This is a genomic window from Novosphingobium sp. G106 (assembly GCF_019075875.1).
In the GTDB taxonomy this organism is placed as follows: Bacteria; Pseudomonadota; Alphaproteobacteria; order Sphingomonadales; family Sphingomonadaceae; genus Novosphingobium.
This window is the reverse complement of record NZ_JAHOOZ010000001.1, coordinates 1432444-1450230: the sequence shown is the minus strand read 5'-3', so window position 1 is coordinate 1450230 and position 17787 is coordinate 1432444. Positions and strand designations below refer to the sequence as shown.

Sequence of the window (17787 nt, the reverse complement as noted above, 5' to 3'; positions counted from 1 at the left end):
GGTGAAGGAGGCGGACACAGTTTGTTGCCTTGAAGGTTTCAACAAGTAACCGCATCTGTGGGCAGATGGATGCGATTCTGGAACTCGAAGGTCTGACCAAGACCTATGCCGGCGGTGTCACCGCGCTTCAGCCCACAAATTTGACGATCAGGAAGGGCGAGATCTTCGCGCTGCTAGGTCCCAACGGCGCGGGCAAGACTACGCTGATCGGGCTCGTCTGCGGGCTCGTGCGGCCGAGCGGCGGCACAATGCGGGCCTTCGGGCTCGATATGAAAAAGGACTGGCGCAAGGCGCGCGCGCGGATCGGGCTCGTGCCGCAGGAGCTCTCGGTCGACATGTTCGAATATGTCCTGCAGGCGGTGACGCACAGCCGGGCGCTGTTCGGCCGCAGTCCCGATCCTGCCAAGATCGAGCGGTTGCTGAAGTCGCTTTCGCTGTGGGACAAGCGCGAGAAGCGCATTTCGGAACTGTCGGGCGGCATGAAGCGCCGAGTGCTGATCGCCAAGGCCTTGGCCCACGATCCCGACCTGCTGTTCCTCGACGAGCCCACCGCCGGCGTCGACGTGGAGCTGCGCCGAGACATGTGGCAGCTGATCGCGCAACTGCGCGATGAAGGCGTCACGATTATCCTGACGACCCATTACATCGAGGAAGCCCAGGAAATGGCCGACCGCGTCGGCGTGATCGACCGTGGTGTACTTCAGCTCGTCGAGGAAAAGCGCGAACTGATGGCCCGGCTCGGCCGTACCGAGGCGAAGATCGCGCTGGCGCAGCCGCTCGCTGCGATCCCGCCATCGCTCGAGAAATTCGGCCTGGCGATCGAGGACGAGGGCAGGGTGCTCTGCTATCACGGCGCGGGTGAGGGCGAGGTGGCCCCGCTGCTCAAGGCGCTGCTTGCCGAGGACATCGACTTCACCGGGATCGACGTCCACGAATCGAGCCTCGAGGACATTTTCGTCGATCTGATCGGCCGCAATCATCATCACCACGACCCGGCGGAGACGCAGCCATGAGCTTCAACCTGCGCGGCACCTGGGCGATCTATCGCTTCGAGCTGGCCCGGACCTGGCGGACGTTGTTTCAGTCGATCCTGACACCGGTGCTGACGACCTCGCTTTACTTCATCGTCTTCGGCGGGGCGATCGGCCAGAAGATCTCGACGATGGGCGGCGTGCCCTATGCCGCCTTCATCGTGCCGGGCCTGCTGATGCTGACGATCCTGGCCGAAAGCACGGCCAATGCCAGCTTCGGCATCTACCTGCCGCGGTTCACCGGGACGGTCTATGAACTGCTGTCGGCGCCGCTCGGCGTGGCCGAGACGCTGATCGGCTTCGTCGGCGCGGCGGTGACCAAGTCGGTGATCCTGGCGGTGATCATCCTCATCACCGCGCGGCTCTTCGTCGACTACCCGGTCGCGCATCCATTCTGGGCGGCGTTCTTCATCGTGCTGAGCGCCATGGCCTTCTCGCTGCTGGGCTTCATCCTCGGCTGCTGGGCAGACGGCTTCGAGAAGTTGCAGGTCGTGCCGATGCTGGTGCTGACGCCGATGACCTTCCTCGGCGGCACCTTCTATTCGGTCGCCATGCTGCCAGAGCCCTGGCGCACGGTGACGCTGTTCAACCCGGTGGTCTATCTGGTCAACGGGCTGCGCTGGACCTTCTTCGGCGAGGCCGACGTCAATTTCGGCGTGGCGACGGGCATAACCTTCGTGTTCCTGGCGCTCTGCATCGGCGTGATTGCACTGATTTTCAAAACGGGCTGGCGCCTGAGAACCTAAAGCGCGCACCTAGCACTTCGCCGAGGGCATCGCCGCTTCGATCATCGCGTCGTTCGCTGGAAGATGGCCGTCGAGGATCAGCATGGCGAGGCCGTGGGCGATGGCCCAGGACCGGACCATGATCGCCTGCGCCGCTTCCGGATCGCCGCCGCCCTTGGCCTGGGAGTTGGCGCGCAGGAGCATGGCGGCCGGATTATCCTGATTCAGCTCGGGGCCATCGCCCGCACCGGCATGGGTGAAGATCAGCCGGAACACCCCCGGATGGGCGATGGCGAAGCGAACGTAGGCGCGGCCCGTAGCGGCGAAACCCGCCTCGCCGCCGCCCGCGGCATCCGCGGCGGCGTACTGCTCCTCGGCCAGCATGGCGAGCCCGCTATCGGCGAGGGCTACCAGCAGCGCGCGCTTGTCTGGGAAGTGGCGGTAGACCGCCGTGGCCGAAACCCCGACCTCGCGCGCCAGCTGGCGTAGCGATATCTCGCCCGGATCGGTGGTTTCCAGCGCTTTCATACCCGCTTCGATCAGGGCACTGCGCAGGTCGCCATGGTGATAGGCCCGGCTCGCCTCATTCAATGTTGACACTGTTATCATTCCGCGTATGTTGACGCCATCAACATTGCATGGAGAGTCGCAAATGACAAGCGCAGTCGAAGACACGATCCGCAGCGTCGTCACCAAGGGCGTCGAGGCCATCGCGGGTATCAATCGCCGCCGGCAGGACGAGGACAAGCCGCACCGCTTCCTCACCGGCATCCATACGCCGATGCACGAGGAGCGGACGCTGACCGACCTCGCGGTCACCGGCACGATCCCGCCCGAGCTCTCGGGCCGCTACGTCCGCATTGGGCCCAACCCGTTCAAGCCCGATCCGCGCGGCTACCACTGGTTCGTCGGCGACGGCATGGTCCACGGTCTGCGCCTGCGGGATGGCAAGGCCGAGTGGTACCGCAACCGTTACATCCGCTCGCAGGAGCTCGAAGGCGAGGGCGGCCCCAAGGCGGCACCGGGTCCGCGCCGCAACAAGAACGACGGGGTCAACACCAACGTCATCCAGGTCGCCGGCAAGACGCTGGCGCTGGTCGAGGCGGGATCGTTCCCGGTCGAGCTGTCGGACGAGCTGGAATCGATCGCCTACAGCGATTTCGGGGGTGGTCTGAAAGGCCCGTTCACCGCGCACCCGCACGAGGATCCGCTGACTGGCGAACTCCATGCGATCACCTATGACGCGATGACGCCCGACACGGTTTGGCACGTCGTCATCGACAGGACGGGCAAGGTTTTGCGCGAACTGGCGATCCCGGTGAAGAACGGCCCTTCGATCCACGATCTGACGATCACGGCGAAGTATGTCCTGATCTTCGATCTGCCGGTGACCTTCTCGATGAGGGCGCTGATCGGCGGGGCGCAGTTTCCCTATCGCTGGAATCCCGAGCACGGCGCCCGCGTCGGCCTGCTGCCGCGGGATGGGGCGGCAGAGGACATCGTCTGGTGCGAAGTCGACCCCTGCTACGTCTTCCACGTCGCCAACAGCTTCGACCGGGAGGACGGTAAGGTCGTGGTGGACCTCGACGTCTACGACTCGATGTTCGACGGCGACGGTCAGGGACCTACCGGCAAGTCACGCGGTTTCGAGCGCTGGGTACTCGATCCGGCAACCGGTGGGATGGAACGCCTGACGATCGATCCGGCCCCGCAGGAGTTCCCGCGACCCGACGAGCGCTTTTTCGCGCAGGACTACCGCTATGCCTGGGCGATCGGCCTGCCGACACACAATCCGGTGTTCCTCGGCGAGCAGCCGCTCTACCGCCACGACCTCGTGACAGGCGAGCAGACCGCGCATCACTTCGGCCCCGGCAAGGTGCCCGGCGAATTCGTCTTCGTTCCGCGCGGCGCCGATGCACCCGAAGGTGATGGCTGGATGATGGGCTATGTCATCGACACCACCAACGAGACGACCGACTTGGTCATCCTCGAGGCTGCGGACATGGCGGCTGAGCCGGTGGCGCGGGTCCACATCCCGCACCGCGTGCCGCCGGGCTTCCACGGCAACTGGCTCGCCGATTGATTGCGACAGGCCCCTTCTCCGCGGAGGAGGGGCCTTCGTTTACTTGCGCTGGGCACCCACCGGTATGGCCTCGAGCGCTTTCATCTCGGACGACTGGAACAGTTCCGGGTTGGCGAGAAACCCGAGCAGCATGCCGGTTGCGTCCTCACCCCAAAACAACTCGCCGCGCAGCGCAACAGTCGGCACGCCGAAGACACCGCGGGCTTGCGCTGTTTCGGTGTTCTCGCGCAGACGTTGCTTGACCTCGGCAGTGCCGATCAGACCGGCCACGTCGCTGACGCGGAGCCCTCGGCCGATCTCTTCCAGAACCTCGATGGCGGCAACGTCGCGGCCGTCGCGGAACGCGGCATCGAAGACCGCATCGACTGCGTCCTCCCGGTTGTCGAGTGCCACGATCAGCCGCAGCGCGGCAATGGGATTGAACGGATGGGCTGGCGGAAAGCGGAATGGCACGCCCAGCTCGGTCGCGCGCCACTGGCAGGCGCGATAGGTGTGCAGCCGCTTCGGGGCGATCTCGGCCGGCCCTTTCTGACCCCAGTGCGTCAGAAGGGCGCCTAGCACGATCGGCACGGGCCGCAGGCGAAGGCGGCCATCCAGCCGCGCGCGGCTCTTCCATTGCAGGTAGGCGAACGGCGAGACGACGTCGAAGTACCAGTCGGCTTCTTCCATCGGTGTCAGGCCTTGTCCCACTCCACATGTAGCGCCTGGAGACCCGACAGCAGGTAGGTCGGCTCATAGGCATAGCGGCGCGCCTCGCGCGGCCCGTGGTGCGCTTCCGAAATTCGGATGTCCGATGTCCGCGCCAGGAACTGTTCGAGAGCTACCCGCACTTCCATCCGTGCCAGCGGCGCGCCGATGCAGGCGTGGGTGCCGCGGCTGAACGAGATGTTGTCGCGTACGCCGGGCCGGTTGAAATCGAACCTGTCGGGATCGGCGAAATGCCGCGGATCGAGATTGGCGCCCCCGATGTTGACCGTGACGACCGATCCCGCGGGGATCGCGACGCCGCCGACTTCAGTCGGCTCGACCGCAAGGCGCGACAGCGTCTTCACCGGGTAGGAGGTGCGCAGCACTTCCTCGATAAATTCGGGGATGCGTTCGGGATTGGCGCGGAGCTGCGCCTGGACTTCGGGATTGTCGCCCAGGACGCGGAACGAGAAGGCAACGAGCCGCGCCGAAGTGTCCTGCCCGGCGCCGAACAGGAAGCAGGCGAGGCGGGTCAGCCGCTCGATCGTCGGCTTGGAGCCGTCCTTGTAGAGCGACTGGACGAGGTCGGTCATCATGTCGTCGCGCGGGTTGGCCTGGCGGTCGAGCAGATAGCCTTTGAACCGGTCGTGCAGCCAGGACAGCGGATCGGCCTGGACCTTGTGCTCCTCGTCGCCGCCCATCTGCGTCGGCGGCAGGCCGATCAGGTTGATGAGGTCGGCGTGTTCCTCCTCGGGCACGCCGAGCAGGTCGGCGATGACCAGCGTTGAGAGGGCATGGGCAAAGTCTTCGGTGATCTCGCAGCCGCCCTGGTCGATGACCTTGTCGACGAGGCGGATTACGAGGCCGGCGACGAACTCCTCGTTGGCCTTGAGTCGCTTGTGAGTCAGCAATTGCGAGAGCAGCGCGCGGTTCTTCTGGTGCTCCTCGCCGTCCATCGTCGCGAGGTGTTCGGTCCAGGGCATGTTGGGGCGATTGGCGCGGACCTGTTCGCGCAGGTCGTCGCCTTCGGGGGTGAAAGGCAGCGGCGGGATCGGTCCCGTCACGGCGACGGCGGAGGAGAACGACGAGGCGCGTGTCGACAGCACTTCCATCGCCTCGTCGTAGCCGGTGACCATGAAGACGCCGTGGTGCGGTTCGCGCAGCACGGGGCACTTGCCGCGCATCGCCGCGACGTAGCCGGGGTTGTCGTTCGCCACGCCGGGGTCGGAGAAGAAATCCAGCTCTTCGGTGTCGTTCATGGTTCTTTCCGCTCCCGGCGATTCTGTTCTTCACCTTGGTAGCACGTCGGCGAGCCTTCTCAACGGCGCTGGCATGCTTCGCGTTAGGCTCTATAGGCAGCGGCAATGACCCGTTTCGCCTTCACCATCCACGCCACAGACGGCAAGGCCCGTACCGGCACGATCCAGATGAACCGCGGCGAGATCCGCACACCGGCTTTCATGCCGGTCGGCACGGCTGCGACTGTCAAGGCGATGAAGCCCGAAGCGGTGCGCGCGACGGGTGCCGACATCATCCTCGGCAACACCTATCACCTGATGCTGCGGCCGGGTGCCGAGCGCGTTGCGCGGCTCGGCGGGCTGCACAAGTTCATGAACTGGCCGCGCCCGATCCTGACCGACAGCGGCGGCTATCAGGTCATGAGCCTGTCTGACCTGCGCAAGATCACCGAGGAGGGCGTGACCTTTGCCAGCCACCTCGATGGCTCGCGGCACATGCTGAGCCCCGAGCGATCGATGGAGATCCAGCGGCTGCTGGGCTCGGACATCGTCATGGCCTTCGACGAGTGCCCGCGCGCCGACCAGGACCGCGATGTCATCGCCAGGTCGATGGCCATGTCGATGCGCTGGGCCAAACGCAGCCGCGATGCTTTCGATGCCGGTGGCGAGCACGCCGAGGCTTCGGCGCTGTTCGGTATCCAGCAGGGGGCGCTGGACGAGGGATTGCGCAAGGAAAGCGCCGATGCCCTGCGCGACATCGGCTTCGATGGCTACGCGATCGGCGGGCTTGCCGTGGGCGAGGGGCAGGAGGCCATGTTCGCCACGCTCGACTTCGCACCTGCCCAGCTTCCAGCAGACCGGCCGCGCTACCTGATGGGCGTAGGCAAGCCCGACGATCTCGTCGGCGCGGTGATGCGCGGAGTCGACATGTTCGACTGCGTGCTGCCAAGCCGCTCGGGCCGCAACGGCCAGGCCTTCACCTGGAACGGGCCGCTCAACCTGAGGAACGCCAAGCATGCCGAGGACACGGCGCCGCTCGACGAGCGCTGCATCTGCCCGACCTGTGGCACCTATTCACGCGCCTATCTGCATCACCTGATCAAGGCAGGGGAAATTCTCGGCCCGATGCTGATGACCGAGCACAACCTGAGCTTCTACCAACAGCTGATGCAGGCCATGCGTGACGCCATTGCGGAAAGCCGGTTCGCGGCCTTTGCCACGGACTTCCGGCGCGACTACTTTGCCCGCTGAAGGGACCAAGACGATGACTTTTGCCACGCCCGCGCTTAAGACTGCCGCTCTACTGCTGGCTGCCATCCCGGTAGCGGCCGCCACAGCGCAGCCGGTGCCCGCTGCCCGTCCAGCCCGACCTGCCGCCCCCAAGCCCGCTGCGCCGAGGCCTGCCGCTCCCAAACCTGCGGCCAAGCCGGCGCCGAAGCCGGTAGCGGTTCCCGCGCCTGTCGTGCCCGCCGGCCCGCCAGCCTGGACGGTGTCCTCGGACGAGGCGCGCGGCGTGGTCCAGATCGTCGCCGATGCCAAAGGCGCGACGGCGCACTTCTCCGGAGGCTGCAGCAAGTTTTCGTCCACGCCGGGCATGGTCGGTGCGCTCTCGAACTATCACGGTGACGGTCTGCGGACCGACGGCGAGATCGAGCACGTGGCCTTCTACGCGCGCGGGGCGGACTGGCAGGACGCTTTCTCGGTGCGGCTGCGCTATTCGGCGGGCACCCATTCGTGGCAGTTCGACCGGCCGCTGCCGCCAGTGTTCCTTAACTCTTTCTCGCGCGGCGCGACCTTGGCCGTGGTCAACAGCCGCAACCAGGAGATCTTTGCTTTTGACCTGACGGGCTCTACTCCCGCGGTGCGCGCGATGCGCACCGTCTGCGGCATTCCGACCCCGGCCCAATAAAGGGCGTCAGGCCAAAAGGTCAGGCCGGCTCCACTTCAAGCTTGGTGCCGCGATAGGCGAAGAATTTGCCCGTACGGCTTTCCATGAAGCCGGCGCCGATCTGCGCCGCAAAGCGCTGGGCGGTGGAGAGATCGGGATACCATTTCCCGCGGCGATGGGGGGTGATGAAGCGATAGCGGAACATACGCCCGTAGAATGCGAATTCGCGCGCCGAGTTCCCAGCGGAATGCTGTTTTTGGGACGAAAATTACGACGAAGCGCGCCTCTGGGGACGCGGCAAAAAAATGTCACGGTGCGGCAAGAAAGCCGCAACGAAAAAAGGCGGCCAAAGCGGCCGCCTTCCTTCATTCGCTCCGGATAAATCCGATCAGCGCGAGTAGAACTCGACGACCAGGTTCGGTTCCATACGGACCGGATAGGGCACTTCGTCGAGCGTCGGGACGCGGACGAAGGTGATCTTGTCGGTGCCGTCCGAAGCGACATAGTCGGGCACTTCGCGCTCGGGCAGGGTCAGGGCTTCGGCGATCAGCGCCATTTCCTTGGCCTTGTTGCCCAGGCTGACGATGTCGCCCGGACGCACGCGGCGCGAGGCGATGTTGCACTTCACGCCGTTGACGCGGATGTGGCCGTGCGAAACGATCTGGCGGGCCGAGAAGATCGTCGGCGCGAACTTGGCACGGTACACGACCATGTCCAGGCGCTGCTCGAGCAGGCCGATCAGGTTCTGGCCGGTATCGCCCTTCATGCGGGCGGCTTCCTGGTAGGTCGCCTTGAACTGCTTCTCGGTGACGTCGCCGTAGTAGCCCTTGAGCTTCTGCTTGGCGCGGAGCTGGATGCCGTAGTCCGAGATCTTGCTCTTGCGGCGCTGGCCGTGCTGGCCCGGGCCGTAGCTGCGGCGGTTGACCGAGCTCTTGGGACGGCCCCAGATGTTCTCGCCCATGCGGCGATCGAGCTTGTACTTCGACGAATTGCGCTTCGACATGCGCCTTCACTCCAATTTGCTGCGGCAGGCAGGGTGCCCGCGCTACTAGTCCGGAACCGCACCACCCCGCCAGTTACGGGATGCGGCCGCTGCTTCACCGGAGTGCAGGGCCAATTGCGAAGGGGCGCCCATGACGGCTGAATCGGTGGAAGTCAAGCTCGACAGCCATCGGACCGGCTTGTAGGGGCGCAGCCATGCCCGAACAGCCGCTTGCCCCTGAAGATTGCCAGACCATGCTCGATGTCCGCGCTGGGGTCGATGCGCTCGACGCCGAACTGATCAATCTGCTGGCGCGCCGCTTCGGCTATATGCGCGCCGCCGCCCGGATCAAGCCGAACCGCGATGCGGTTCGCGACGAGCCGCGCAAGGCCGAGGTCATCGGCAATGCCGTTGCGCTGGCTCAAGCTGAAGGCTTGCCGACCGAACTGATCGGCCGCCTCTGGGAGCAACTCGTGGAAGGCTGCATCGCCTATGAGCTGGGCGAGTGGGACAGTGCGCGCGGCGCCTAACGCCGCCGGCTACCCGACGGCCGTTCGAGCGAGCTGAGAACCCCGCGCAAAGTACGCAGTTCCAGATGATTCCAGCCTGGCTTGGTCAGCACGCTTCTCAGCGTGCGCCGTGTCGCCCCGGCGCGGCTCGCCGGGAAGAAATATTCGCGGTCTTCGAGCAGCGCCTCGAAATGGCCGATCAAGCCTTCCAGCTCCTCCTGCGGGGCAGGGGGCAACAGTTCCTCCGTCGGTGGCTGTACCAGGCCAACACCCTTCGACCACTCGTAGGCGCAGAGGATCACCGCCTGGGCGAGGTTCAGCGAGCCGAATTCGGGGTTGATCGGCACGGTGACGATCGCCCGCGCGAGCGCCACGTCCTCAGTCTCCAATCCTGACCGCTCGGGCCCGAACACGATCGCAGAGCGGCCGGTTTCGCGGTGCACTGCCTGGGCGGCCTCTTCGGGGGTGAGCACCGGCTTCGTGACGCCGCGCTTGCGCACGGTAGTCGCATAGACGTGGGCGCAGTCGGCGACTGCATCGGCCAAAGTCTCGAAGACCTCGGCGCGTTCGAGAACGATGTCGGCGCCCGCCGCGGCGGGGCCGGCGCTGGGATTGGGCCAGCCGTCGCGCGGGGCGACGAGGCGCATTTCGGTGAGCCCGAAATTGAGCATCGCCCGCGCCGCCTTGCCGATGTTCTCGCCGAGCTGCGGGCGAACAAGAACGATGACAGGCTTGTTGTCAGTCGCCGTCGACATCGCGTCCGCTCATTTCCTGGACCGAAGAGGCGAATTCCTCGAAGTCGCGCGCCTCGCTGAAATCTCGGTAGACGCTGGCGAAGCGGATATAAGCGACGCTGTCCAGGTGGCGCAGGCCGTCCATGACCATCTCGCCGATGGCCTTCGAGGGGACCTCGCTTTCGCCCAGCGTCTCGATCTGGCGCTGAATGCCCGAGACGAGCTGGTCGAGCCTTTCCTGCGCGATGCCGCGCTTGCGGCAGGCGAGGGTGACCGACTGCTCGATCTTGCCGCGCGCGAACGGCTCGCGGCTGTCGTCGCTCTTCACCACGGTGATCTCGCGCAATTGCACGCGCTCGAACGTGGTGAAGCGCGCGCCGCAGCTTTCGCACTGGCGGCGGCGACGGATCGCGGCGTTGTCCTCGGTCGGCCGCGAGTCCTTTACCTGGCTGTTCTCATGCGCGCAGAACGGGCAACGCAAGCGTCAGAGCCCCTGGTAGATCGGAAACTTGGCGCAAAGCTCCTCGACGCGCGCCGCGACCGAAGCCTCGACCTGGGCATCGCCTTCATCGCCGTTCTTGCGCAGGCCTTCGACGACCTCGGCGATCAGCTTGCCGATCAGGGTGAACTCTTCGACGCCGAAGCCGCGCGTAGTGCCGGCCGGGGTCCCGAGGCGGATGCCCGAGGTGACGAAGGGCTTCTCCGGGTCGTTGGGGATGCCGTTCTTGTTGCAGGTGATCGAGGCGCGATCGAGCGCCTTCTCGGCGTGCTTGCCCTTGGCGTTGTAGGGGCGCAGGTCGACCAGCATCAGGTGGTTGTCGGTGCCGCCCGAGACGATATCGAGGCCTTGTGCCTGCAGGCTGGCGGCGAGCGCCTTGGCGTTCTCGGCCACGGCCTTGGCATAGGCCTTGAACTCGGGCTGGAGCGCTTCGGCGAAGGCCACGGCCTTGGCGGCGATGATGTGCATCAGCGGGCCGCCCTGGAGGCCGGGGAAGATCGCCGAGTTGATCTTCTTGGCGATAGCCTCGTCGTTCGACAGGATGATGCCCGAGCGCGGACCGCGCAGCGACTTGTGCGTTGTCGTCGTCGTGACGTGGGCGTGCGGCACGGGCGAGGGGTGCACGCCGCCCGCGACCAGTCCCGAGAAGTGCGACATGTCGGCGAGCAGATAGGCGCCCACTTCGTCGGCGATCTCGCGGAAGCGCTTGAAGTCCCAGGTGCGCGAATAGGCGGTGGCGCCGCAGATGATCAGCTTGGGCTTGTTCTCACGCGCGATGCGCGCGACTTCGTCCATGTCGATCAGGTGATCGTCGGGGCGCACCGTATAGGGCACCGGGTTGAACCACTTGCCGCTCATGTTGACCGGCGAGCCGTGGGTCAGGTGACCGCCGGCGTTGAGATCGAGCCCCATGAAGGTGTCGCCCGGATTGAGCAGCGCCAGAAACACGGCCTGGTTCATCTGGCTGCCCGAGTTCGGCTGCACGTTGGCAAACTGCGAACCGAACAGCTGCTTGGCGCGCTCGATCGCGATCGTCTCGATCTCGTCGACATATTCGCAGCCACCGTAGTAGCGCTTGCCCGGATAGCCTTCGGCGTACTTGTTGGTGAGGATCGAGCCCGCGGCGTCGAGCACGGCCTTCGAGCAGATGTTCTCGGAAGCGATAAGCTCGATCTTGTCACGCTGGCGGCCGAGTTCCTTGCCGATCCAGCCCGATATCTCGGGGTCGGCTTCGGCGAGGCTGCTGGTGAAGAAGCCCTTGGAACGGACGGCGGTCATCTCTGAGGTGGTCATGCGGTCTGCCTGATGTTCGGGTTGGAGAGCTTGTCGACGCGGCCGGTGTGGCGGCCGCCGCCGAAATCGGTGGTGAGGAAGGCGTCGAGACAGGCCTTGGCCATGTCGATGCCGGTGAGCCGCGCACCCATGGCGATGGCGTTGGCATCGTTGTGCTCGCGCGCCAGCGCGGCGGACAGCGGCTCGGAGACGAGCGCGCAGCGCAGCGCCGGGTTGCGGTTGACCGCGATCGAGATGCCGATGCCCGAACCGCAGAGCGCGACACCGCGGTCGGCCGTGCCGTCGGCGACGACTTCGGCCAGCTTGTAGCCATAGTCGGGGTAATCGACGCGATTGGCGGTCTGCGGGCCGAGGTCGGCGACCTCGTGGCCGAGTTCGATCAGGTACTCGCGCAGTTCGGCCTTGAGGTCGACGGCGGCGTGGTCGGAAGCGATGGCGATGCGCATGGGGCTATCCGCTGAATAAGGGGGAATCGGTGAGAGCGCCCCTTAAGCCCGCGGGTGCCGGAAGGCCAGCCCCGGCCATGGTCACGACGGTGATTCGGAATGCAGGCACGGCACGTCTCGTTGGTCAGGAGAGTGCCCAGACGAGCGGCATACCAGGATCGCGCTCCACGGCGGTGCTCCGCCTGCCTCGTCAGTTACGCGATGCGCCGCACATAGAGTTTCAGGCCGAATTTGTAAAGCCAGCCCCTTTCAAAATCAGCCCCGCGTCACCGGCAGCGGGCGCAGGTAGGACGGGTCACTGCGGTCGCGCGAAGAGCGGACGAGCGTGCCTGGCAGATAGGTCGCACCGGCATGGACGTCGACCGTCAGCGCCTCGATCGTGCCGGTCGGCAGGCTGACCCGGCTGACGATGCCCCAGCGGCCGTCGCGCTTCTCCAGACGGTCGACGAAGCGGCCGTAGCCGATGCGGGCCTTGCCGCCGGGCAGGACCGACAGGCACTCGACGTAGGTTTCGGTGTGGGCGACATCACCGTCGAGGTCGCAATAGTGGTTCGCCAGCGTATGCTGCGTCGCCAGTTCGCCCTGACGGTGAAAGCCGATGACGTTGGGCACGAACTGCTCGCACGGCGCGATCATCGGGCCGTGATCCTCGATCGCGCCGGAATGATAGGCCGACAGGGCCAGTTCCTCGTCGAGCCGGTCCATCCCGCGCGCGCAGCGCTGCAGGCAGTCCCATATCTGCTGACGGTCGATCAGTTCGCGGATTTCGTCGTTCATGGCATGCTCCCGCGGGCAGGCTAGCGTTGCGCGGTGCTGCGGGCAATCGGCCACAAATGGAGAGCCCCGTCACATTTCTGCGGCGGGGCTCCGTTCAGATACCTTCGGATCGAAGGCATCTTACTCGCGATTTCCATTCTTCGACCACTAATAGAACGTCGTTGAGGGCCAAGGGTTCCCGTTCGCGACCGACAAATATGGTACTACGGGCTCAAGCCATGCGGCACTTTGCCCTTTTCTCGCCAGCGGCAACCCGCGCCGCCGTTTGACGTTTGCACGTGGCAACCTGGAAATCGGCCATCGCGGGGGCAAGTTCCGTCATGAGCGAAGCCTGCTCCTGCAGGATCGCCGAATCATAGGGAACTTCATACACGCGCGAGAGGAATGCTCTTCCTTCTGTGGTCTTGGCGAAGGCTGTCGCTGCCTGCAACTCTGCCGGCGTGAACTTGCGCGCATAGGCCAGCGTGGTGGCTTCTTCGATTTTATCCAAGTGGCGAAGAACGATCGGTTCGATTTTGAGCAGCATGCTTTCGAGATCGGCCTTTATGCCCTCACTCAGACCCTCGTCCGCGATGCGCTCGAAGCTGGCCATCCGACGGATCTGATCGTTGAAATCGCCCTGTGCGTCCTGCCTGGGAGTGATGGTCCTGACGAGCGTGCGCGCGAGTTCCATGTTCACGGGATCGACGGGTGCTTCAGGAGCCGTTGTAACGCACCCGCAGTTGTCTTGCCGAGAAGCCGCGGAAACCTGAATAGGGACAACCGACGAGGCAAGAGCCAAAGCAAAAAGAACCGATCTCATGAAAAATCCCCCGTTCATGGAAGCGCGCCATGCACTTCTGCGAACGGGGGATGCTGTATGGCCTATTTAACGCTGTCCAAGAGACTTGGTTAGCAGCGATTTATTGGTCCAAAACCGATCTTACTGGTCGAGGAACGACCGCATCTTGCGCGACCGGCTCGGGTGCTTGAGCTTGCGCAGCGCCTTGGCTTCGATCTGGCGGATACGCTCGCGGGTGACCGAGAACTGCTGGCCGACTTCCTCGAGCGTGTGATCGGTGTTCATGCCGATGCCGAAGCGCATGCGCAGCACGCGTTCCTCGCGCGGGGTCAGGCTGGCAAGGACGCGGGTGACCGTTTCCTTGAGGTTCGCCTGGATAGCCGCGTCGACCGGGATGATCGCGTTCTTGTCCTCGATAAAATCGCCGAGGTGCGAATCCTCCTCGTCGCCGATCGGCGTTTCGAGGGAGATCGGCTCCTTGGCGATCTTCATCACCTTGCGAACCTTCTCGAGCGGCATCGACAGGCGCTCGGCCATTTCCTCGGGCGTGGGCTCGCGGCCCTGCTCGTGGAGGAACTGGCGGCTCGTGCGGACCAGCTTGTTGATCGTCTCGATCATATGGACCGGGATACGGATCGTGCGCGCCTGATCGGCGATCGAGCGGGTGATCGCCTGACGGATCCACCAGGTCGCATAGGTGCTGAACTTGTAGCCGCGGCGGTACTCGAACTTGTCGACCGCCTTCATGAGGCCGATGTTGCCTTCCTGGATGAGGTCGAGGAACTGCAGGCCGCGGTTCGTGTACTTCTTGGCGATGGAAATCACGAGGCGCAGGTTGGCCTCGACCATTTCCTTCTTGGCGATGCGCGCCTCGCGTTCGCCCTTCTGCACCATGTTGACGATGCGGCGGAACTCGGGAAGCGACATGCCCGTGGCCGAGGCGATGTCCGACACTTCGGCGCGGATGCGCTCGACCGCGTCGGCCTCGTTCTCAGCGAAAGCAGCCCACTTCTTGTCGCGCTTCGACATGTCCTGCAGCCAGTGATCGTCGAGCTCGCGGCCGACGTAGCAGTCGAGGAAGTCCTTGCGCGGCACCTTGTGGCGCTCAGCCAGGCGCAGCATCTGGCCGCCGAGCGCGGTCAGGCGGCGGTTGAAGGCATAGAGGTTGTCGACCAGGAACTCGATCTTGGTCGCGTGGAACTGCACGCTCTCGACCTGCGCAGTGAGGTCTTCGCGCAGCTGCTGGTACTGCTTTTCCTTGGCCGCAGGGAAATCGTTGCCGATGCCCATCGCGTCGAGGCGCTCGCCCTGGATCTTCTCGAACTTGCGGAACAGGTCGGTGATGTTGGCAAACTTCTCGAGCGCTTCGGGCTTGAGCTGAGCTTCCATCTGCGCGAGGCTGAGGGTGTTGTCCTCTTCCTCTTCTTCGACAGGGCGGCGGGCGCGGCGTTCGATGCCGTCCTCGTCCTCGTCGGGGTCCGCGACTTCCTCTTCCTCGGGCTCTTCCTCTTCCTTGTAGGAAGGGCCGGCCGTGGCTTCGCTGATCTCGCCGTCGACCTCTTCGCCGTCCTCGGTGAGGTTCTCGGGCTTCGGTTCCTTCGAGAGCATGGCGTCGAGATCGAGGATCTCGCGCAGCTGCATCTCGCCGTTGTTCAGTGCTTCGGACCACATGATGATCGCGTGGAAGGTGATCGGGCTCTCGCAGAGGCCCAGGATCATTGTGTCGCGGCCGCTCTCGATGCGCTTGGCGATGGCGATCTCGCCCTCACGGCTGAGCAGCTCGACCGCGCCCATCTCGCGCAGGTACATGCGCACCGGATCGTCGGTGCGCTCGATCGTTTCCTTCTTCTTCTCGAGCGCGGGGCGCTCGGAGATACCGTCGGAATCTTCGACCTCGTCGACTTCCTTCTCTTCGGGATCGACGGCATCCTCGTCGCTCTCGACGATGTTGACGCCCATCTCGTTGAGCGCAGAAGTGATGTCCTCGATCTGGTCGGAAGACATGTCCTGCGGCAGGGCTTCGTTCAGTTCGTCATAGGTAATGATGCCGCGCCGCTTGGCGCGGGCGATCAGTTTCTTGATCGAGGCATCATTGAGATCGATCAGCGGCGAATCGCCTTCGCCCTTGTCGCCCTGCATGTCTTCGTTCTGATCGTCGTCCATTATTCCGCCATGGTGTTGGTGGCATCGTCCGAAGACAATGCGGCGCGCGCGCTGGCCATTTGCCCGAGACGCGCATTAAATTCCAGTTTTCTCTTCAGCAAACGCTGCTGCTCCGCATAGGCCTCATCGGTAAACTCACGGTTTAACCGTTCGGTCGCATCGGCCAGCGCAGTTTCGAGCGCTGGGCGTTCGACCAGCAATTCGATCGCCTGGGCCAGTTCGGCGCACGCCTGAGGCGCTGCCATATCCGGGCTCAGGAAACCGAAACGCATGCCGCTATAGTCCGATGGGGAGGGCAGTGTCTGTCCTTGCCGGGCCAATATGGTGGCAAGGGCATCGCTTTCAAGCGCTTGGCCGTGATCGCAGGCATCGAGCAGCAAGTCGAAGCGTGCTTCGATATCCGTGCAGCGTGCCAGGGCATCGGCATGGCGTGCGATCTCGGCGGGGTAGCGAATCAGGCCGGTGAGGATTGCCGCCGACAAGGCATCGCGCGCACCGCCATTGGCGACGCGGAGCAGGCGGGCGGAGTGGTTGTTGGCCGGATTGGCAGGGAAAGCCCGGCGCTTGTCCTTCCAGTTGCCGCTGCCTCTCGAACTCCCGCCCGGCTGCCAGTTCGACTGCGGACGCTGCTCGCGGGCCGGATAGGCGAAAGCGGCGAAACGATCGAGCAGTTCGCGGCGATAGAGCGATTTGATGTCAGGATCGGCGATGGTCTCGACATGGGCGAGCAGGCGCGCCTTGAGCCCGGCCTTGTCCTCGGGCGTGTTCAGCGGCAGCGCATCGCGCTCGTGGTCCCAGAGCGTGTCGATCAGGCTGCGCGCGCCCTGCAGCACTTCTTCCATCGCGCGCGGGCCGTCGCGCTTGATCAGGTCGTCGGGGTCGAGCCCAGAAGGGAGCCGGACGATCCGCAGGCTGTGCGCCGGGCGGAGCAGGGGCAGGGCGCGAGCAATGGCGCGCATAGCCGCGCGCTGACCGGCGGCGTCGCCGTCGAAGCAGAGGATCGGCGTTTCGACGAGGCGCCAGACCATCTCGATCTGCCGCTCGGTCAATGCCGTTCCCAGCGGCGCGACGCTCTCGCCGAAGCCCGCCGCGGCGAGAGCGATCACATCCATGTAACCCTCGACCACGATCAGCCGCCCGGTCTGGCGCGATGCCGGGCCGGCGCGGTGCAGGTTGTAGAGCGTGCGACCTTTGTCGAAGAGTGGGGTATCGGGCGAATTCAGATATTTGGGAGCGTCAGTTTTGCTCTTGTCGAGGATGCGCCCACCGAAGGCGATGACGCGGCCGCGCGCATCCTCGATCGGCAGCATCAGTCGACCGCGGAACCGGTCGTAGGGTTCCTTGTCGTCGACGGTGATCCGGAGGCCTGCCTCGATCAGCTTGTCCTCGGGAAACTGGCCGAGTGCGCCCTTGAGCGCCTGGCGTCCCTCAGGGGCGAAGCCGAAGCCGAACCGCTGCACCGTATGCGCATCGAAGCCGCGCGTGGCGAGATAGGCGCGCGCCTTCTCGCCCTCGGGTGCGGCGAGGCAGTCCATGAACCACTTCTGCGCCGCGGCGGTGACATCATGCAGCGAGTCGCGCTGCACCGCGGCTTCGGCCGCGCGCGGATCGGGGGCGGGGACATCCAGCCCTGCCTCGGCGGCGAGTTCCTTCACCGCATCCATGAAGCCGAGCCCGCGCTGATCGGTCATCCAGCGGATCGCGTCGCCGTGCACGCCGCAGCCGAAGCAGTGGTAGAAGCCCTTCTCATCGTTGACGTAGAAGCTCGGGCTCTTCTCGTTGTGGAACGGGCAGCAGGCCTTGAACTCGCGCCCGGCCTTGGTCAGCCGAGTCGTGCGCTGAATCACGCTGGAAAGCGTGATTCGCGACCTCAGTTCATCCAACCATTGAGGGCTAAGGCTCATTGGACAGGATTATAGCGGATTGCGCCCTAGCTCCATATGCGAGGTTG

At 64.9% G+C, this 17787-nt stretch carries 19 protein-coding genes and 1 riboswitch; of the genes, 6 read left to right on the top strand and 13 right to left on the bottom strand.

From position 1 onward, the window contains the following. Positions 1-65: 65 nt before the first annotated feature. Both KRR38_RS06895 and KRR38_RS06890 read left to right on the top strand, forming a co-directional pair. On the top strand, positions 66-1013 hold the full coding sequence (locus KRR38_RS06895; protein WP_217399911.1) for an ABC transporter ATP-binding protein: 948 nt from the start codon (positions 66-68) through the stop codon (positions 1011-1013). Further along, positions 1010-1777 carry an ABC transporter permease gene (locus KRR38_RS06890; protein ID WP_217399910.1) on the top strand — a complete coding sequence of 256 codons (768 nt, stop codon included), beginning with the start codon at positions 1010-1012 and terminating at the stop codon, positions 1775-1777. Before KRR38_RS06895 ends, KRR38_RS06890 begins: the two co-directional genes overlap by 4 nt. A gap of 9 nt (positions 1778-1786) precedes the next feature. Here KRR38_RS06890 and KRR38_RS06885 read toward each other — a convergent pair whose 3' ends face one another. Then, the gene (locus KRR38_RS06885; RefSeq protein ID WP_217399909.1) at positions 1787-2365 is read right to left on the bottom strand and encodes a TetR/AcrR family transcriptional regulator; all 579 of its coding nucleotides are present in this window, start codon (positions 2363-2365) and stop codon (positions 1787-1789) included. 43 nt (positions 2366-2408) lie between these two features. Between KRR38_RS06885 and KRR38_RS06880 the strand changes: the two genes are divergently transcribed. Continuing rightward, entirely contained in the window at positions 2409-3839 is a 1431-nt protein-coding gene (locus tag KRR38_RS06880; protein ID WP_217399908.1) for a carotenoid oxygenase family protein, read from the top strand. Between the two features lie 39 nt (positions 3840-3878). Here KRR38_RS06880 and KRR38_RS06875 read toward each other — a convergent pair whose 3' ends face one another. Together KRR38_RS06875 and KRR38_RS06870 are read right to left on the bottom strand one after the other, a co-directional pair. Further along, on the bottom strand, positions 3879-4508 hold the full coding sequence (locus tag KRR38_RS06875; protein ID WP_217399907.1) for a 2-hydroxychromene-2-carboxylate isomerase: 630 nt from the start codon (positions 4506-4508) through the stop codon (positions 3879-3881). Between the two features lie 5 nt (positions 4509-4513). Next, on the bottom strand, positions 4514-5785 hold the full coding sequence (locus KRR38_RS06870) for a cytochrome P450 (RefSeq protein ID WP_217399906.1): 1272 nt from the start codon (positions 5783-5785) through the stop codon (positions 4514-4516). 105 nt (positions 5786-5890) lie between these two features. Here KRR38_RS06870 and tgt point away from each other — a divergent pair, with 105 nt between their 5' ends. Beyond that, positions 5891-7015, top strand: coding sequence for a tRNA guanosine(34) transglycosylase Tgt (gene tgt, locus KRR38_RS06865; RefSeq protein ID WP_217399904.1), 1125 nt, complete (start codon positions 5891-5893; stop codon positions 7013-7015). 13 nt (positions 7016-7028) lie between these two features. Then, positions 7029-7673, top strand: a complete 645-nt coding sequence (locus tag KRR38_RS06860) for a hypothetical protein (RefSeq protein ID WP_217399902.1) — start codon at positions 7029-7031, stop codon at positions 7671-7673. Between the two features lie 19 nt (positions 7674-7692). Here KRR38_RS06860 and KRR38_RS06855 read toward each other — a convergent pair whose 3' ends face one another. Beyond that, positions 7693-7857: a hypothetical protein gene (locus KRR38_RS06855; RefSeq protein WP_217399900.1), complete on the bottom strand. Its 165-nt coding sequence runs from the start codon at positions 7855-7857 to the stop codon at positions 7693-7695. Between the two features lie 183 nt (positions 7858-8040). Continuing rightward, positions 8041-8655 carry a 30S ribosomal protein S4 gene (rpsD, locus tag KRR38_RS06850; protein ID WP_217399898.1) on the bottom strand — a complete coding sequence of 205 codons (615 nt, stop codon included), beginning with the start codon at positions 8653-8655 and terminating at the stop codon, positions 8041-8043. 194 nt (positions 8656-8849) lie between these two features. On the opposite strand from rpsD, the gene KRR38_RS06845 reads away from it, so the two are divergent. Beyond that, the gene (locus KRR38_RS06845; protein WP_217399896.1) at positions 8850-9164 is read left to right on the top strand and encodes a chorismate mutase; all 315 of its coding nucleotides are present in this window, start codon (positions 8850-8852) and stop codon (positions 9162-9164) included. On the opposite strand, the gene KRR38_RS06840 is transcribed toward KRR38_RS06845, so the two are convergent. The 8 genes from KRR38_RS06840 to dnaG form a co-directional block, all read right to left on the bottom strand. After that, positions 9161-9898 (bottom strand): RNA methyltransferase, encoded by a 738-nt coding sequence (locus KRR38_RS06840; RefSeq protein ID WP_217399894.1) that lies wholly within the window; start codon positions 9896-9898, stop codon positions 9161-9163. The two genes, KRR38_RS06845 and KRR38_RS06840, sit on opposite strands and share 4 nt — an antisense overlap. Next, positions 9882-10358 carry a transcriptional regulator NrdR gene (gene nrdR / locus KRR38_RS06835; protein WP_217399892.1) on the bottom strand — a complete coding sequence of 159 codons (477 nt, stop codon included), beginning with the start codon at positions 10356-10358 and terminating at the stop codon, positions 9882-9884. Before nrdR ends, KRR38_RS06840 begins: the two co-directional genes overlap by 17 nt. A gap of 3 nt (positions 10359-10361) precedes the next feature. Continuing rightward, positions 10362-11669, bottom strand: coding sequence for a serine hydroxymethyltransferase (gene glyA, locus KRR38_RS06830; RefSeq protein ID WP_217399890.1), 1308 nt, complete (start codon positions 11667-11669; stop codon positions 10362-10364). Beyond that, the gene (gene rpiB, locus KRR38_RS06825; protein WP_217399888.1) at positions 11666-12115 is read right to left on the bottom strand and encodes a ribose 5-phosphate isomerase B; all 450 of its coding nucleotides are present in this window, start codon (positions 12113-12115) and stop codon (positions 11666-11668) included. The genes glyA and rpiB overlap by 4 nt, the downstream gene beginning before the upstream one ends. Before the next feature lie 127 nt (positions 12116-12242). Further along, positions 12243-12323, bottom strand: a riboswitch (ZMP/ZTP riboswitch). 47 nt (positions 12324-12370) lie between these two features. Beyond that, positions 12371-12892: a nuclear transport factor 2 family protein gene (locus tag KRR38_RS06820; RefSeq protein WP_217399886.1), complete on the bottom strand. Its 522-nt coding sequence runs from the start codon at positions 12890-12892 to the stop codon at positions 12371-12373. A 211-nt stretch (positions 12893-13103) separates the two neighbouring features. Next, on the bottom strand, positions 13104-13694 hold the full coding sequence (locus KRR38_RS06815) for a hypothetical protein (protein WP_217399884.1): 591 nt from the start codon (positions 13692-13694) through the stop codon (positions 13104-13106). A 120-nt stretch (positions 13695-13814) separates the two neighbouring features. Then, positions 13815-15836, bottom strand: a complete 2022-nt coding sequence (gene rpoD, locus KRR38_RS06810) for an RNA polymerase sigma factor RpoD (protein WP_217399881.1) — start codon at positions 15834-15836, stop codon at positions 13815-13817. Then, positions 15836-17740, bottom strand: coding sequence for a DNA primase (gene dnaG, locus KRR38_RS06805; protein ID WP_217399879.1), 1905 nt, complete (start codon positions 17738-17740; stop codon positions 15836-15838). The genes rpoD and dnaG overlap by 1 nt, the downstream gene beginning before the upstream one ends. Positions 17741-17787: the final 47 nt, after the last annotated feature.

Excerpts from the sequence above, each read along its gene's own strand:
- KRR38_RS06845 (WP_217399896.1), top strand. The coding sequence starts at position 8,850 with ATGCCCGAACAGCCGCTTGCCCCTGAAGATTGCCAGACCATGCTCGAT.
- rpsD (WP_217399898.1), bottom strand. The coding sequence starts at position 8,655 with ATGTCGAAGCGCAATTCGTCGAAGTACAAGCTCGATCGCCGCATGGGC.
- KRR38_RS06880 (WP_217399908.1), top strand. The coding sequence starts at position 2,409 with ATGACAAGCGCAGTCGAAGACACGATCCGCAGCGTCGTCACCAAGGGC.
- glyA (WP_217399890.1), bottom strand. The coding sequence starts at position 11,669 with ATGACCACCTCAGAGATGACCGCCGTCCGTTCCAAGGGCTTCTTCACC.
- rpiB (WP_217399888.1), bottom strand. The coding sequence starts at position 12,115 with ATGCGCATCGCCATCGCTTCCGACCACGCCGCCGTCGACCTCAAGGCC.
- KRR38_RS06895 (WP_217399911.1), top strand. The coding sequence starts at position 66 with ATGGATGCGATTCTGGAACTCGAAGGTCTGACCAAGACCTATGCCGGC.
- dnaG (WP_217399879.1), bottom strand. The coding sequence starts at position 17,740 with ATGAGCCTTAGCCCTCAATGGTTGGATGAACTGAGGTCGCGAATCACG.
- KRR38_RS06885 (WP_217399909.1), bottom strand. The coding sequence starts at position 2,365 with ATGATAACAGTGTCAACATTGAATGAGGCGAGCCGGGCCTATCACCAT.
- KRR38_RS06860 (WP_217399902.1), top strand. The coding sequence starts at position 7,029 with ATGACTTTTGCCACGCCCGCGCTTAAGACTGCCGCTCTACTGCTGGCT.
- tgt (WP_217399904.1), top strand. The coding sequence starts at position 5,891 with ATGACCCGTTTCGCCTTCACCATCCACGCCACAGACGGCAAGGCCCGT.
- KRR38_RS06855 (WP_217399900.1), bottom strand. The coding sequence starts at position 7,857 with ATGTTCCGCTATCGCTTCATCACCCCCCATCGCCGCGGGAAATGGTAT.
- KRR38_RS06890 (WP_217399910.1), top strand. The coding sequence starts at position 1,010 with ATGAGCTTCAACCTGCGCGGCACCTGGGCGATCTATCGCTTCGAGCTG.
- KRR38_RS06815 (WP_217399884.1), bottom strand. The coding sequence starts at position 13,694 with ATGAGATCGGTTCTTTTTGCTTTGGCTCTTGCCTCGTCGGTTGTCCCT.
- KRR38_RS06840 (WP_217399894.1), bottom strand. The coding sequence starts at position 9,898 with ATGTCGACGGCGACTGACAACAAGCCTGTCATCGTTCTTGTTCGCCCG.
- KRR38_RS06870 (WP_217399906.1), bottom strand. The coding sequence starts at position 5,785 with ATGAACGACACCGAAGAGCTGGATTTCTTCTCCGACCCCGGCGTGGCG.
- KRR38_RS06875 (WP_217399907.1), bottom strand. The coding sequence starts at position 4,508 with ATGGAAGAAGCCGACTGGTACTTCGACGTCGTCTCGCCGTTCGCCTAC.
- KRR38_RS06820 (WP_217399886.1), bottom strand. The coding sequence starts at position 12,892 with ATGAACGACGAAATCCGCGAACTGATCGACCGTCAGCAGATATGGGAC.
- rpoD (WP_217399881.1), bottom strand. The coding sequence starts at position 15,836 with ATGGACGACGATCAGAACGAAGACATGCAGGGCGACAAGGGCGAAGGC.